Raw genomic sequence first — 13,942 nt, 5'->3', positions numbered from 1 at the left:
GGAATCAGAGGAGACTGCGGCGCGGTGCCCCTGGATCCTCGTCGAAGGTGTTGACCATGGCGTGGGCTGCCCGCTCGAGGTAGTCCCAGAGCGTCGCCTCGTGCACCGGCGCGAGGTCGAGGCTGTCGACGGCGGCGCGCATGTGCAGCAGCCAGCGGTCGCGAGCGTCGGGGTTCACGTGGAAGGGCTGGTGTCGGAGCCGGAGACGCGGGTGGCCGCGTTCGGCGCTGTAGGTGCCCGGCCCACCCCAGTACTGCTCGAGGAAGAGCATCAGCCGGTCGGCCGCCGGACCGAGGTCCTCCTCGGGGTACATCGGTTTCAGGACGGGGTCGCCGGCCACGCCGCGGTAGAACTCGTCCACGAGGGCCTTGAAGGTGGCGTGTCCGCCGACCTGCTCGTAGAAGGACATGCCTGGTGCCTGGGAGTCGGTCACTGCTGCCCTCTCGGGGGTCGCTTGGTCTTCGGCGCCCGTGGCGGGACCACCGTGGTCGGGTGGGTGCGCGGTGGACGTGAACCGGTCACGCTTGCGGCACCTTCGAAGCCCGAGAGGACGATGCTGTTGAGCGACGGCAGTTTGACGTCCATCTCGTCGACGGCCCGCTTCAACCGCATCCGCAGTTCGCGAGCCACGTCGTCCTTGGCACTCGTGCGCGTCTTGATGACGAGGCGGATGACGAGTGCGTCGCCCGAGATCGACTCGAGACCCCAGAGTTCGGGCTTCTCGAGGATGCGGGAGCGCCACTTGGGGTCGTGGGCGAGTTCGTTCGCCGTGTCGAGCATGCGCTCCTGGACGGCCTCGACGTCGGTGTCGTACGGGATCGCCAGGTCGATGATGACCCGCGACCACCCCTGCGACATGTTGCCGACCCGCAGGATCTCGCCGTTGCGGACGAACCAGAGCGTGCCGTTGACGTCGCGTACCTGGGTGATCCGGATGCCGACGGTCTCGACGACGCCGGTGGCGGGCCCGAGATCGACCACGTCACCCACGCCCAGTTGGTCCTCGACCACCATGAACAGGCCGTTCAGGATGTCCTTGACGATGTTCTGGGCACCGAAACCGAGACCGGCACCGACCGCGGCCGTCAGCAGGGCGAACGAGCCGATGATGCTCGAGTCGATGACGTTGACGACGAGGATGGCCGCGACGATGACGATGGTGACGTTGACGATGTTGCTGAGCACGGTGCCGAGGGTCCGCGTGCGTTGGACGAGTCGGACGGCGGCGAGCGGCGAGGCGAGCAGCGATTGCGTGTCGGTGACGTCGGCGCTCTTCTTGACGCCACTCACGATGCGGCCCACGACGCGTCGGATGACGAATCGGAGCACCCATGCGGCGGCGAACGCCAGGCCGATCACGATCACCACGCCGATGATCTTCCACCCCGCCGTCCAGAGGAAGGCGGTCACGTCAGGCCAGATCTCATCCCAGTTCATATGGGCCCCAGTGTATCGAGCGACCCGGAGTGAACCGTGTGAGCCGCCCGAGTGCGAGCCGGACGGTGCCTGCGTGAAGGGTCATGGACGCACGAGTCCGTGCTTGTAGGCGAAGATGACGGCCTGCACGCGGTCGCGCAGCCGCAGCTTCATGAGCACGCGACCGACGTGCGTCTTCACCGTCGACTCGGAGAGGACGAAGTGGGCGGCGATCTCCGCGTTGCTCAGCCCCTCCGCCATGGCGACGAGGATGTCGTGCTCCCGCGGTGTCAGCTCGGCGAGTTCTGCGGCCGAGCCGTCCTCGGCGGCCGCGGGCGTGCCGGGGAGGGCCGTCGCGAAGAGTTCGAGCATCCGCTTCGTGATGCGGGTCGAGACGGCGGCGTCGCCGGCGTGGACAGCACGGATCGCGGACGTCAGCTCGTTCGGCAGGGCGTCCTTCAGCAGGAAGCCGCTCGCGCCGGCCCGCAGCGCTCCGAAGGCGTACTCGTCGAGGTCGAAGGTCGTCAGGATGATGATGCGACTGTCGGGGTTCGCGGCGACGATCCTCCTGGTCGCCTCGATCCCGTCGAGTCCCGGCATCCGGACGTCCATGAGTATCACGTCCGGCCGCAGGGTGGCGGCGAGGAGGATCGCCTCGGCGCCGTTCGAAGCCTCACCGACCACGTCCAGATCGTCCTCCGCGCCGAGCACGAGACCGAATCCGAGCCGGATGAGCTGTTGGTCGTCGACGAGCAGGATGCGGACGGGATCGGTCATGGTGTGGTTCCTCGTGGTTCGGTGGTCGGCGGAGACGTTCTCGTCGGACGTGGTTCCAGTGGCAGGACGGCATGGACGCGCCACAGTCGATCGCCGACGGCTCCGGCGGTGACCTGACCCCCTTGGAACGCGACGCGTTCGCGGAGGCCCAGCAAGCCCTGGCCGGCGCCGAGCGACGGCGCGTCCGGAATGGACCCGTCGTTCTCGACGATGAGCTCGAGGTGCTCGTCGTCGGTGGTGATGACGACGTCGACGCGCTTCGGCCGCTCCGAGTACCGCAGCGCGTTCGTGAGGGCCTCCTGCGTGATGCGGTGCACGGCGAGCAGGATCGACGGGTCGTCCGTCGACGGCCCGGAGGCGGTGAGGGCGACCGGCAGACCGAGTCCGCGGAAGGTCTCGACGAGCGCGGGGATCGACGCGGCGTCGGGTTGCGGAGCGAGGGGCGCGCTGCCCGTCTCACGGAGGACCCCCAGCATGCGTCGCATGTCGACGAGGGAGCCGCGGGCGGCGTCGGTGACGGCGGTCATGGCGGACCGGGACGCCGTCGGGTCCTTCGTCGCCAGGGCCCCCTCGCTGAGCGCGACGATGACGGTGAGACTGTGGGAGACGATGTCGTGCATCTCGCGGGCGATGCGGGTCCGCTCGGCGACGGCGGCGAGCTGGGCCTGCTGGTCGCGCTCGCGGGCCAGCTGCGCCGCCCGATCGACGAGGGCTTCGACGTACCGCTTGCGATTGCCGACGTTGATCCCGATCAGCAGCCCGAAGAGCGCGAAGAGGACGACCGAGATGATGGTCTGCTGCGGCTCTCCCGGCTCATGTGGTGCGGCCCAGGGCAGGAACGGGGCGAGGACGGCGACGACCGCTGCGGCGGCGAAGGCCTGCCAGCCGAGTGCGACGGTCCGGTACACGGCCACCGAGTAGAGCAGGATCGGCACCGCGAACGCGTCGACGCCCACCGTCTGTGCGACCGAGACGAGCCCGACCGCGATGACGAGCACGGTCATCGCGAGCGGGCGCCGTCGCCTGAGTAGGACGGCGAGTGTCGTGATGCCCACGATCGCGACGGCGAGCGCGATGCGGCCGGGCTGGGCCGCCAGGTCGACGTCGAACCACTCGACGGTGCTGACCGAGAGCGCGACGAGGAGGTACCCGGCGGCGATGAGCGAGTCGGCGGTCCACGGATGCCTCGACCACCAGCGTCGGACGACCCCGGGTGGGCGCGGGAGCATCAGTGCGGCCTCCGTCGCGGCCCGGTCCCGGTCGGAGGAGGGCTTCCGAGCGGTCACGACGAGGACGACCCTGAGGGTCGGTCGTCGTTCACTGGTCGGCGCATCCCTCCAGGATACGGAGAACCCCTCCACAGCGGGTCGTGCCGTGGAGGGGTTCTCGCCAGAGGATCCTGGTACCGGAGTGCTATCCGGCCGAGTGGATCACGCGGCGTCCCGTGCCTGTGCCGCGAGTGCCCGCTCGACCCCGGCGAGGGCTTCGACGAGCATGCGTCGGAGTGCCGGGACATCGGCGTTGGCTTCCAACCACGCGCGGGTGCGGTCGCGGAGCTCGGTGGAGGCGAGCGCCGCCGGGTAGAGCCCCTCGACGATGTACTCGGCGATCTTGTAGCTGCGCGACTCCCAGACCGAGGTGAGCGCGGCGAAGTACGGCTCGACGAGCGGCTGCAGGACGGCCGGGTCGATGACATGCCCGAACCCGAGACCGACGTTCCGGACGATCGCATTCGGCTGGTCGTCGTGCTCGACGACCGAGTCGAACGCTGCGCGCTTGCCCTCGACGGTGGGGATCGTCGCCCGTGCACGAGCGGCCGCCTGCGCACCGTTGGCCGTGTTGTCCTCGGCGAGCGCCGCATCGATGTCCGAACCGTCCGCGAGACCGAGGAGGACCAGTCCCTCGAGGAGCTCCCAGCGGAGGTCGGTGTCGATCTCCAGGCCCGGGAGTGCCGCGGAGCCGTCGCGCAGTGCACGCAGGTGCTCGCCGTGCTCGGGGGTCGAGGCGAGGGCGGCGAAGAACTTCACGAACTGGAACTGCGCATCGGAGCCGGCCTCCGCCTCCTGGGCGAGCGTCCAGAGGGCGTCGCCGACCCGGGAGATGGTCGCCAGGCGGCGTTCCGGAGCGACGTAGTTACGCGCGGCCAGACCGAGCTGGCCGAGCGTGGTGCGCAGGGTCGTCGACTCGGTCTCCGTGGCGATGTTCCCGAGGACGAGCTCCACGTAGTCGGAGGCGCTCGACTCGGCGTCGCGGGTCGCGTCCCAGGCAGCGCCCCAGACCAGCGAGCGTGCGAGCGGGTCCTCGATCGAGGCGAGGTGGCCGATCGCCGTCGCGAGCGACCGCTCATCGAGGCGGATCTTCGCATAGGCGAGGTCGTCGTCGTTCAGCAGCACCAGGTCGGGCTGCGTCTCACCGACGAGCTCCGGCACCTCGGTGAGCGCCCCGTCGACGTCGAGTTCGACGCGTTGGGTGCGGACGAGCTTGCCGTCCTGCAGCCGGTACAGGCCGATGGCGAGGCGGTGCGGACGCAGCGTGTCGTAGTCCGCGGGGACCGTCTGACGGACGGCGAACGCGGTGAACGCGCCGTCGGCGTCGACCGTGAACTCCGGGCTCAACGTCCCGACCCCGGCGGTCTCGAGCCACAGCTTCGACCACTCGCGGAGGTCGCGGCCGCTCGTCGCCTCGAGCTCGACGAGCAGGTCGTCGAGCACGGTGTTGCCGAACTCGTGCTTGCGGAAGTAGTTGCCGACGCCGGCGAAGAACGCCTCGATGCCCACCCAGGCGGCGAGTTGCTTCAGGACGGAGCCGCCCTTGGCGTAGGTGATGCCGTCGAAGTTGACCTGGACGTCCTCGAGGTCGTTGATGGTCGCGACGATGGGGTGCGTCGACGGCAGCTGGTCCTGGCGGTACGCCCAGGTCTTCTCCATCGCGTTGAACGTCGTCCACGCCTCGGTCCACTCGGTGGCCTCAGCGGTGGCGATCGTCGAAGCCCATTCGGCGAACGACTCGTTCAACCACAGGTCGTTCCACCACTTCATGGTGACGAGGTCGCCGAACCACATGTGGGCGAGCTCGTGCAGGATCGTGACGACCCGGCGCTCCTTGATCGCGTCGGTCACCTTCGAGCGGAACACGTAGGTCTCGGTGAAGGTCACCGCGCCGGCGTTCTCCATCGCGCCCGCGTTGAACTCGGGGACGAAGAGCTGGTCGTACTTCTCGAACGGGTACGGGTACGCGAACTTCTCCTCGTAGTACGCGAAGCCCTGACGCGTCTTCTCGAAGATGTAGTCGGCGTCGAGGTACTCCGCCAGGCTCTTGCGAGCGAAGACGCCCAGCGGGATGGTCCGGCCGTCGCTCGAGGTGAGCTCGCTGCGCACCACGTCGTATGGGCCGGCCACGATCGCGGTGATGTAGGAGGAGATGCGCTGCGTGGGTGCGAAGCTCCAGGTCGCCGCGCCGTCGTGCGCCGGCACCGGCTCAGGCGTCGGGGAGTTGCTGACGACCTGCCAGGCTGCCGGCGCCGTGATCGTGAAGGAGAACGTCGCCTTCAGATCGGGCTGCTCGAAGACCGCGAACACCCGACGGGAATCCGGCACCTCGAACTGGCTGTACAGGTACACCTCGCCGTCGACGGGGTCGACGAAGCGGTGGAGGCCCTCACCGGTGTTCGTGTACTCGGCGTCCGCGTCGACGACGAGCACGTTCTCCGCAGCGAGGCCGTCGAGCTGGATGCGCACGCCGTCGGAGACGGTCGACGGGTCGAGCTCGACGCCGTTCAGCGTGACGGAGTGGACGGTGCGCGTCATGGCGTCGATGAAGGTCGAGGCGCCTGGTTCACCGGTGAAGCGCACCGTCGTGGTGCTGCGGAACACCTCGGGACCGGTCGTGAGGTCGAGCACGACCTCGTAGCTCGACGTGTCGACGAGCGCCCTGCGCTCCTGGGCTTCGACTCGGGTGAGGTTCTCTCCTGGCACAACTGCTCCCTGGTGTTGATGGACACGTGACGTGTGAACTGCACGTGGTCGCTCGTGACGACCGCGGCACGATCAACCAGCCTAGACCCGCCGTCCATCGGTTTCAGGGGAGTCGACGGGGATCGGCGCGTATGGTGACGGCATGACGACTTCCGCTGCAGACAACACCCGCGTCGACTTCTGGTTCGACCCCTCCTGCCCGTGGGCCTGGATGACCTCGCGTTGGGTCGACGAGGTCACCGAAGCCCGGAACCTCGACGTCCACTGGCACATCATGAGCCTCGCCGTCCTCAACGAGGACCAGGACGTTAGCGACGACTACCGGGCCTTCTTCCCCCGGGCGCTCCGATACACGCGGCTCGTCGCCGCTGCGGCAGCCGAACACGGACACGCGGTCGTCAAGCCGCTCTACGACGCGCTCGGGACGCGGATCCACCCCGGCGGACGCGCGGAGGACGTCGACGCCGTGATCGCCGAAGCCCTCGCCGAGACCGGGCTCCCGGCGGCGCTCGCCGAAGCGTCGACGACGGACGCCTACGACGGGCCCATGCGCGAGAGCCACTTCGACGGCATCGGACGGGTCGGTCAGGACGTCGGCACCCCCGTCATCGCGATCGACGACGTCGCGTTCTTCGGACCCGTCATCTCGCCGGCGCCGAAGGGCGAGCAGGCGCTCGCACTGTGGGACGGTGTCGTCGCCGCTGCCGCCTACCCGGGCTTCTTCGAGCTGAAGCGCAGCCGTACGGCGGACCCGATCTTCGACTGACGCGACGCCGGCGCCCGGAACCCTAGACTTTCCACATGCGCATCCACATCGCCACCGATCACGCCGGTCTCGAGCTCAGTCAGTTCCTGCAGGACCACCTGCGCGCAGCCGGTCACGACGTCGTCGACCACGGCCCGGCCGAGTACGACGCGTTGGACGACTACCCGGCGTTCTGCATCAACGCGGCGAAGGCCGTCGTGCGCGACCAGCAGGCCGGTGTGGACGCCCTCGGCGTGGTGTTCGGCGGCTCGGGTAACGGCGAGCAGATCGCCGCGAACAAGGTCGTCGGTGTCCGCGCGGCGCTCGTCTGGAACCTCAGCACGGCGCAGCTGGCTCGGCAGCACAACGACGCCAACGTCATCTCGATCGGTGCGCGTCAGCACAGCATCGACGAGGCGGTGTCCTTCATCGACGCGTTCATCGCCGAGCCGTTCAGCCTCGAGGAACGTCACGCCCGTCGGATCGCCCAGCTCGCCGAATTCGAGGCGACCGGCACCATCGCCGGCAAGCACGTCGACGCCTGACGCGTCCTCCACCGCCACCGCGCGGCGCGCCGGATCGCGCCCCCACCGAGTGAGGAGTCACCATGCCCGAGGGGCACTCCGTCCATCGCATCGCCCGACAGTTCGCTCAGAACTTCGTCGGACACCGGGTCGCCGTGTCGTCTCCCCAGGGGCGCTTCGCCGAGGGCGCCGCCGTGCTGGACGGCCGGACGGTCACCGACGCCAAGGCCGTGGGCAAGCAGATGTTCCTCGAGTTCGACGACGGACTGTGGTTGCGGGTGCACCTCGGTCTGTACGGCGCGTGGGACTTCGCCGGTGAGATCCGGTCGGACCCGACCATCGCCGCCTCGAACGGCCGCATGGGGCAGACGAACCAGCGCGGCACGGTGCTCGACGACGACGATGCGCCGATCCACGATGCGGACGGGGAGAACTCCCTGCACAGCATCGGTGCACCGCGCCGGGCCAGGGTCCGGATGTCCGAGCAGTCGAGTCCACTCGCCGAGATCGACGAGCGGTTCCCACCCGAACCGGTGGGTCAGGTGCGCGTGCGGCTGTTGACCGAGACGACCGTGGCGGACCTCCGCGGGCCGACCGCCTGCGAGGTGATCGATGCCGCCGGGGTGCAGGCCGTCATCGATCGGCTCGGACCGGATCCACTGCTCGACCCGAGTGCGGAGGCAGGGGAGCGGTTCGTGTCGCGTGCGCACCGGAAGGGTTCCCCGATCGGTCTGCTCCTCATGGATCAGCAGATCGTCAGCGGGATCGGCAACGTCTACCGCGCCGAACTGCTGTTCCGCGCCCGTCTCGATCCGCACCGCACCGGGAAGACGGTCCCCGTCGAGACGCTTCGCGAGATCTGGCTCGACTGGACGCGGTTGCTCGCGATCGGGGTCGAGACCGGACAGATGATGACGATGGACGACCTGTCGGCGGCCGACTACCGCCTCGCGATGGCCAACCGCGCCGATCGCCACTGGGTCTACAAGCGGGAGGGACTGCCGTGCCGGGTCTGCGGGACGAACATCCTCCTCGAGGAGATGGGCGCCCGCAAACTGTACTGGTGCCCGAACTGTCAGCGCTGAACCGAACCCGCCTGCCCAACCGACGAGGACCGATGTGATGACCGAGCACCGCCCTGGACCCGACGGCGACCTCGTCACGACGATCGCCGACGTCCACCTGTCCGGACCGCGCCGCGGAGGCTCGTCCGACGCCGAACGGGTCGACGTCCTGCTCGAGGACGGCTCGATCGTGGCGATCCGACCCGCCGACCCCGAGGTCCTCCGTAGCAGCGCCCCCGGTGTGTTGGACGGCGGTGGTGGCTTCCTCCTGCCCGGGCTCTGGGACCACCACGTGCACTTCACCCAGTGGGCGCGTACGGCCAGGCGCGTCGACCTGTCCTCGGCCGCATCCGCCGCCGAGGCAGTCGAGTTGGTCGCTGAGCGGATCGCCCAGGACGCCGACGGTGACGGCTGGGTCGAGGGCGCGAGGTTCCGCGACGCCCTCTGGCCGGACACGCCGACGTTCGCGCTGCTCGACGCGATCGCCCCGGACCGCGAGGTCGTGCTGGTCAGCGCCGACCTCCACTGCTGCTGGCTGAACAGCGCGGCGCTCCGGGCCACGGGCTTCGCCGACCATCCCACCGGCCTGTTGCGGGAGGAGGAGTCGTTCGCTGTCCTCAAACAGCTCGACCAGGTCGCCGACGAGCTCTCCGACCGCTGGGTCGAGGCCGCCGCCGATCAGGCGGCATCCCGCGGCGTCGTCGGTGTCGTCGACCTGGAGATGCGCTGGAACGCCGCGGACTGGATCCGTCGGGTCGGGAACGGGACTCGCGCGCTCCGCATCTCCTTCGGTGTGTACGCCGAGCACCTCGAGCGCGCGATCGACGCCGGGCTCGTGACCGGGGGAGTGCTCGCCGGAACGGACGGCCTGGTGCAGGTCGGCCCGTTCAAGGTCATCACCGACGGATCCCTCAACACCCGGACGGCCTGCTGCGAAGCGCCCTATCCGGGTTCGGCGCCCGGAACCGACGCGCACGGCATGCTCAACGTCCCGCCGGAGCGACTCACCGCATTGCTCACCCTGGCGACCGCCAACGGCCTCCACTGCGCGGTGCACGCCATCGGCGACCGCGCCAACACCCTCGCCCTCGACGCCATCGAGACGACGGGTGCGAGGGGCACGATCGAGCACGCGCAGCTGCTCCGTGCGTCCGACCTGGAGCGGTTCGCCCGCACCGGAACGGCTGCGAGTGTCCAGCCGGAACACGCGATGGACGATCGGGACATCGCCGAGGTCCACTGGGCCGGGCGCACAGACCGTGCTTTCGTGCTCCGCAGCCTCCTCGACGCCGGCGCCACACTCCGACTCGGTTCCGACGCCCCGGTTGCTCCGCTCGACCCGTGGGTCTCCATCGCCGCCGCCGTGACGCGCAGCCGCGATGGACGCGAGGCCTGGCACGGCGAGCAGGCCATCACGGTCGAGGAGGCACTGGCGGCGTCGACCAGAGGAGACGACGACGTGGTGGCCGTCGGCCGCCCCGCCGACCTCGTCGTCGTGGGGTTCGACCCGTTCTCCTGCGCGCCGGAGGCGCTGCGCACCATGCCGGTCCGTGCGACGATGCTGGGTGGGCGCCTGACGGCCGCTCCATCCGTCCGCCCGGCCGGGGGATAACCCCCGATCGGAACGGGGCGTCCACCGGATGCCGTTCGTCGGCGGAGCCGAACAGACTGAGGCGAGCCCGGTGCGAGAGCCGGGACCGCTCCGTCGAAAGGACCTCCTTCATGACCACCGCCATCGGCCGACAGCTCGACGCGTCGGCGAAGCCCGATCCCTCCACCCGGGGCGCGTGGCGATACGGTCGGCTCTGGCGGGACGTCCCCGGATCGCTCCTGTTCCTGCTGCCCAACCTGCCGATCGTCATCGCCGGAAGCATCGTGGCCGTGGTGATCCTCTCCCTCGGCTTCGGGCTCGCGATCCTGGGGGTCGGTCTCCTGATCATCGTCGGCGGCCTCTGGGTCTCGCGGGCGTTCGTGGAGCTCGAGGTCGCGCGTCTCCGCACGACGGGTCTCCCGCCGATCCGAGGAGGAGCCTGGCGGTCGTCCATCGGGACCGAGACGACACTGGGTGCCGTGCTCGCTCCACTCGCCGGACCGCGTTGGTGGCTCGCGGCCCTGCACACGGTCCTCGTGAACCCGATCGTCGGGGGCGTCACCTGGGGACTGACCATCACCTGGACCGTAGGTGCCGTCGCCGGCACGACGTACTGGATCTGGGCGGACCGGCTCTCGGCTGGTTCGTCCTCGGGCTTCGCGGAGCTCCTGGCTCCCACGCTGGACCCGTCGGACGCGTTGCTCGCCGACAAGCTCTGGAACCTCGCGCTCGGCGTCGTGTTCCTCGTGACGCTCCCGCTGGTCCTCCGGGTGCTGGTGCTGCTGCACCACGCCATCGCCTCCGGGCTGTTCGGTGCGCGGCCACAGGAGGAGCTGCGAGCCGAGCTCCTGGCGGAGCGGCGTGCACGCGGTGCCGCTGTCTCGGCTGAGGCTGGCGCGGTGCGGCGGCTCGAACGGGACATCCACGATGGTCCGCAGCAGCGACTCGTCCGGTTGCAGATGGATCTCGCGGCCGCCGAACGACGCCTCGACACGGACCCCGCCTCGGCACGCTCGCTCCTGGGTGAGGCGCGCGCCCAGGCCGCCGAGACGCTCGACGAACTCCGTGCGCTCTCGAAGGGCCTGATGCCGCCACTGCTGCAGGACCGCGGCCTCGTCGCCGCACTCGACGACCTCGCCGCGCGGTGTCCGGTGCCGACGAGGACGGAGCTGGCGGTCGTCTCATCGGTGACGCTGCCTCGCGAGACGGAACGCGGGATCTACTTCATCGTCGCCGAACTCCTGACCAACGTGTCGAAGCATGCGGATGCGCGGCGCGCCGGCGTCGAGGCCCACGCGACGGTTGACCAGCAGCTGGGTTCGCGGCTCACGCTCCGCGTGACGGATGACGGTCGGGGCGGCGCGCACCTGGAACCGGGCCACGGTCTCGAAGGCCTGACCGAACGGGCGCAGGGCCTCGGCGGGAGACTGGTGATCGAGTCGGCCCCGGTGTGGGACGGCGTCGTACGCGGCAGCGCCGTCGCGATCTCGCTCCCCGTAGGCTGAACGGGTGATCAGCCCTGACCGTGCCGCTGGTGGACCGCTCCGCATAGCGATCGCGGAGGACTCGACGCTCCTCCGCGAGGGCTTGATCCGACTGTTCGACGAGGCGGGCTTCGTCACGGTCGCCGCGTACGGCGATGCGGAGGCGCTCCAGCACGGACTCGCGGCGGATCGACCGGACCTCATCGTCATGGACGTCCGCATGCCGCCCACGTTCCGGGACGAAGGGGTCCGAGCAGCGATAGCGCTGCGTGCCGAGCATCCCGACCTCCCCGTCCTGCTGCTCAGCCAGTATGTCGAGACCGTCTACGCCCGGGAGCTGCTCGCGGACGGCGGGCGTGGGATCGGCTATCTGCTCAAGGACCGGGTCGCCTCGTTGAAGGAGGTGCAGGACGCCATCCACCGGTTGGTCGAGGGAGGGACCGTCCTCGACCCCGACGTGGTCCGCACCCTGTTCGCAGCACAGCGCGACCCGTTGGCCGGCCTGACCCCGCGTGAGACGGAGGTGCTCTCCGCCATGGCGGAGGGGCGCACGAACACGGCGATCGCCGAACGCCTGCGGGTCGGTGTCGGTGCGGTCGAGAAGCACATCTCGGCCATCTTCCAGAAGCTCGGTCTCGAGGACTCCGGGAGCGACCACCGACGCGTCCTCGCGGTCTTGGCCCTGCTCCAGCGCAACGGTTGACGGGTGACACGCGCGACGAAGGGGCAGTCACGGATGACTGCCCCTTCGTGGGTGATGCTGGCGGGTCGCCCCGCCGGGGTGCTACCGGCTGAGGTGGGCGAAGAGGAACCAGCGGTCCTTGTCGAGGCCGCGGGCGATCTCGATCGCGATGTCCTGGCTGGTCTGGTCGAGCTCGTCGAGCTCGTCGACCGCGGTGTTGACCGAGGCGGAGGCCGCGTCGATGAGGGCGATGACCTCGGCGATGGTGCGGTCGGACTGCTGGAAGCCCTCGCTCAGCTCGGGCGTGCTGGTCTTCGCGGCGACGGTGCTGAGGCGTGCGTCGACCGGGAGTCCGAGGGCGACGATGCGCTCTGCGGCGAGGTCGGCCCACTCCTGCGCGTGGTCGACGATGTCGTCGAGCAGCTCGTGGACGCCGATGAAGTTCGCGCCACGCACGTGCCAGTGGGCCTGCTTGCCGTTGACGACGATGGCGGTGAGGTCGACGACGACGGGGCTGAGGAACTGCGCGGTGCCTGCTGCGACGTCCGGGTTGGCGACGGCCTGCGGAATGGAGGTGGTGATGTCGGTCATGGTGTTTCCCCTTCGTTGACGAGTGTGGCCCTGGTCGGGCGGATTCGTCGGTCTGCTTGAATGCAACGGTACTCAGCCGCAGACATTCCGCAAGGAAGTCGAGGCTCGGCTTACGAAGGGTGCACTCAGCAAGGAAAGCCTGACCGTACCGGCGATTCACCCCGGAACGACGCGGGTTCCCGACGGCTGGGGCCGCCTGCGATAGCGTGGCCGGTATGACGCTGCACGGTACGGTCAGGAAACTCTCAGACGGACGCTCGCCCCAGATCGACCCGAGTGCCTACACGGCGCCGGGCTCCGTGCTGGTGGGCGCCGTGACGCTCGCCGCGGATTCGAGCGTCTGGTACAACGCCGTCCTCCGCGCGGACTCCGACTCGATCAGGCTCGGCGCAGGGTCCAACATCCAGGACGGGGTCGCCGTGCATACGGACAGTGGCCACCCGACGGTCATCGGACGCAACGTCTCCGTCGGGCACAACGCGGTCGTCCACGGCTGCACGGTCGAGGACGACTGCCTCATCGGGATGGGTTCCGTGGTCCTGAGTGGCGCCGTGATCGGTGCCGGGTCGCTCGTCGCCGGGGGAGCGGTGGTCCTCGAGGGCATGATCGTGCCGCCCGGTTCGCTCGTCGCCGGGGTCCCCGCCAAGGTGCGGCGGGAGCTGACGGCCGACGAGCGGGAGGCGATCCGGCAGAACGCCGCACACTACGTCGCGCTCAGAGCGGTCCACGCCGCAGCCGTCGACGAAGACTAGCGGCGGCGTGCGTCGCGCTTCCTGAGGCGACGCTGCGCGGCGAGCGAGCCGGACAGGCAGACGACGCAGCCGATCATGCAGATGAGTCCGACGCCGAGTCGCCCGGTCGCGAGTGCGTACACCCCGACGAAGAAGACGAGCGCACCGGCCACCGTCCAGATGTGGGGCCAGATCGCGTCGAGTCGCATGCGCTCAGCCTAGGGCGTCGCCCATCCTGTGCTCCGCCCCCGCCCGGATCTGTCGAAGCGCTCAGCGGCGGGCCTCGCGCTCCGGCGATCCTCTTCCGGTCCCTGAGCCTGTCGAAGGGCGCGGCGCCAGGAAGTACCTGCGCGGTAGCCGAAC

Annotated in this window: 14 protein-coding genes; 7 read left to right on the top strand and 7 right to left on the bottom strand. The window is 69.7% G+C overall.

Annotated elements, in window-relative coordinates; all coding sequences use genetic code 11:
* Window positions 1-4: 4 nt before the first annotated feature.
* The 5 genes from ACQ3HE_RS03035 to pepN form a co-directional block, all read right to left on the bottom strand.
* Window positions 5-409, bottom strand: a complete 405-nt coding sequence (locus tag ACQ3HE_RS03035) for a globin (RefSeq protein WP_079705698.1) — start codon at window positions 407-409, stop codon at window positions 5-7.
* A 20-nt stretch (window positions 410-429) separates the two neighbouring features.
* Window positions 430-1,437, bottom strand: coding sequence for a mechanosensitive ion channel family protein (locus tag ACQ3HE_RS03030; protein WP_079002300.1), 1,008 nt, complete (start codon window positions 1,435-1,437; stop codon window positions 430-432).
* 81 nt (window positions 1,438-1,518) lie between these two features.
* The gene (locus ACQ3HE_RS03025; protein WP_430891273.1) at window positions 1,519-2,193 is read right to left on the bottom strand and encodes a response regulator; all 675 of its coding nucleotides are present in this window, start codon (window positions 2,191-2,193) and stop codon (window positions 1,519-1,521) included.
* Entirely contained in the window at window positions 2,190-3,479 is a 1,290-nt protein-coding gene (locus tag ACQ3HE_RS03020) for a sensor histidine kinase (RefSeq protein ID WP_430891272.1), read from the bottom strand. The genes ACQ3HE_RS03025 and ACQ3HE_RS03020 overlap by 4 nt, the downstream gene beginning before the upstream one ends.
* Before the next feature lie 144 nt (window positions 3,480-3,623).
* Window positions 3,624-6,167: an aminopeptidase N gene (pepN, locus tag ACQ3HE_RS03015; RefSeq protein ID WP_085510671.1), complete on the bottom strand. Its 2,544-nt coding sequence runs from the start codon at window positions 6,165-6,167 to the stop codon at window positions 3,624-3,626.
* A 142-nt stretch (window positions 6,168-6,309) separates the two neighbouring features.
* Here pepN and ACQ3HE_RS03010 point away from each other — a divergent pair, with 142 nt between their 5' ends.
* From ACQ3HE_RS03010 to ACQ3HE_RS02985, 6 genes are all read left to right on the top strand, one after another.
* Entirely contained in the window at window positions 6,310-6,933 is a 624-nt protein-coding gene (locus ACQ3HE_RS03010; RefSeq protein WP_064295146.1) for a mycothiol-dependent nitroreductase Rv2466c family protein, read from the top strand.
* A gap of 35 nt (window positions 6,934-6,968) precedes the next feature.
* The gene (locus tag ACQ3HE_RS03005; protein ID WP_079705703.1) at window positions 6,969-7,457 is read left to right on the top strand and encodes a ribose-5-phosphate isomerase; all 489 of its coding nucleotides are present in this window, start codon (window positions 6,969-6,971) and stop codon (window positions 7,455-7,457) included.
* A 62-nt stretch (window positions 7,458-7,519) separates the two neighbouring features.
* Window positions 7,520-8,521, top strand: coding sequence for an Fpg/Nei family DNA glycosylase (locus ACQ3HE_RS03000; RefSeq protein ID WP_411558232.1), 1,002 nt, complete (start codon window positions 7,520-7,522; stop codon window positions 8,519-8,521).
* A gap of 37 nt (window positions 8,522-8,558) precedes the next feature.
* Window positions 8,559-10,112, top strand: coding sequence for an amidohydrolase (locus ACQ3HE_RS02995; protein ID WP_430891271.1), 1,554 nt, complete (start codon window positions 8,559-8,561; stop codon window positions 10,110-10,112).
* A gap of 110 nt (window positions 10,113-10,222) precedes the next feature.
* Window positions 10,223-11,596 (top strand): sensor histidine kinase, encoded by a 1,374-nt coding sequence (locus tag ACQ3HE_RS02990; RefSeq protein ID WP_430891270.1) that lies wholly within the window; start codon window positions 10,223-10,225, stop codon window positions 11,594-11,596.
* A gap of 4 nt (window positions 11,597-11,600) precedes the next feature.
* Entirely contained in the window at window positions 11,601-12,278 is a 678-nt protein-coding gene (locus ACQ3HE_RS02985; RefSeq protein ID WP_430891269.1) for a response regulator transcription factor, read from the top strand.
* Between the two features lie 81 nt (window positions 12,279-12,359).
* Here ACQ3HE_RS02985 and ACQ3HE_RS02980 read toward each other — a convergent pair whose 3' ends face one another.
* The gene (locus ACQ3HE_RS02980) at window positions 12,360-12,848 is read right to left on the bottom strand and encodes a Dps family protein (RefSeq protein WP_064295149.1); all 489 of its coding nucleotides are present in this window, start codon (window positions 12,846-12,848) and stop codon (window positions 12,360-12,362) included.
* A 215-nt stretch (window positions 12,849-13,063) separates the two neighbouring features.
* On the opposite strand from ACQ3HE_RS02980, the gene ACQ3HE_RS02975 reads away from it, so the two are divergent.
* Window positions 13,064-13,600 (top strand): gamma carbonic anhydrase family protein, encoded by a 537-nt coding sequence (locus ACQ3HE_RS02975; protein ID WP_159878454.1) that lies wholly within the window; start codon window positions 13,064-13,066, stop codon window positions 13,598-13,600.
* Here the strand turns inward: ACQ3HE_RS02975 and ACQ3HE_RS02970 are convergent.
* The gene (locus tag ACQ3HE_RS02970; protein WP_079705708.1) at window positions 13,597-13,788 is read right to left on the bottom strand and encodes a hypothetical protein; all 192 of its coding nucleotides are present in this window, start codon (window positions 13,786-13,788) and stop codon (window positions 13,597-13,599) included. The genes ACQ3HE_RS02975 and ACQ3HE_RS02970 overlap by 4 nt on opposite strands.
* Between the last annotated feature and the right edge of the window lie 154 nt (window positions 13,789-13,942).

The sequence above is a fragment of the Plantibacter auratus genome (genome assembly GCF_050587365.1).
Lineage (GTDB): Bacteria > Actinomycetota > Actinomycetes > Actinomycetales > Microbacteriaceae > Plantibacter > Plantibacter auratus.
Note: the sequence above shows the minus strand (reverse complement) of the source record. Positions and strands in the feature narration are given on the sequence as shown.

Coding starts and splice junctions, on each gene's coding strand:
- ACQ3HE_RS03035 (WP_079705698.1), bottom strand. CDS start 409: ATGTCCTTCTACGAGCAGGTCGGCGGACACGCCACCTTCAAGGCCCTC.
- ACQ3HE_RS03030 (WP_079002300.1), bottom strand. CDS start 1,437: ATGAACTGGGATGAGATCTGGCCTGACGTGACCGCCTTCCTCTGGACG.
- ACQ3HE_RS03025 (WP_430891273.1), bottom strand. CDS start 2,193: ATGACCGATCCCGTCCGCATCCTGCTCGTCGACGACCAACAGCTCATC.
- ACQ3HE_RS03010 (WP_064295146.1), top strand. CDS start 6,310: ATGACGACTTCCGCTGCAGACAACACCCGCGTCGACTTCTGGTTCGAC.
- ACQ3HE_RS03005 (WP_079705703.1), top strand. CDS start 6,969: ATGCGCATCCACATCGCCACCGATCACGCCGGTCTCGAGCTCAGTCAG.
- ACQ3HE_RS03000 (WP_411558232.1), top strand. CDS start 7,520: ATGCCCGAGGGGCACTCCGTCCATCGCATCGCCCGACAGTTCGCTCAG.
- ACQ3HE_RS02995 (WP_430891271.1), top strand. CDS start 8,559: ATGACCGAGCACCGCCCTGGACCCGACGGCGACCTCGTCACGACGATC.
- ACQ3HE_RS02990 (WP_430891270.1), top strand. CDS start 10,223: ATGACCACCGCCATCGGCCGACAGCTCGACGCGTCGGCGAAGCCCGAT.
- ACQ3HE_RS02980 (WP_064295149.1), bottom strand. CDS start 12,848: ATGACCGACATCACCACCTCCATTCCGCAGGCCGTCGCCAACCCGGAC.
- ACQ3HE_RS02975 (WP_159878454.1), top strand. CDS start 13,064: ATGACGCTGCACGGTACGGTCAGGAAACTCTCAGACGGACGCTCGCCC.
- ACQ3HE_RS02970 (WP_079705708.1), bottom strand. CDS start 13,788: ATGCGACTCGACGCGATCTGGCCCCACATCTGGACGGTGGCCGGTGCG.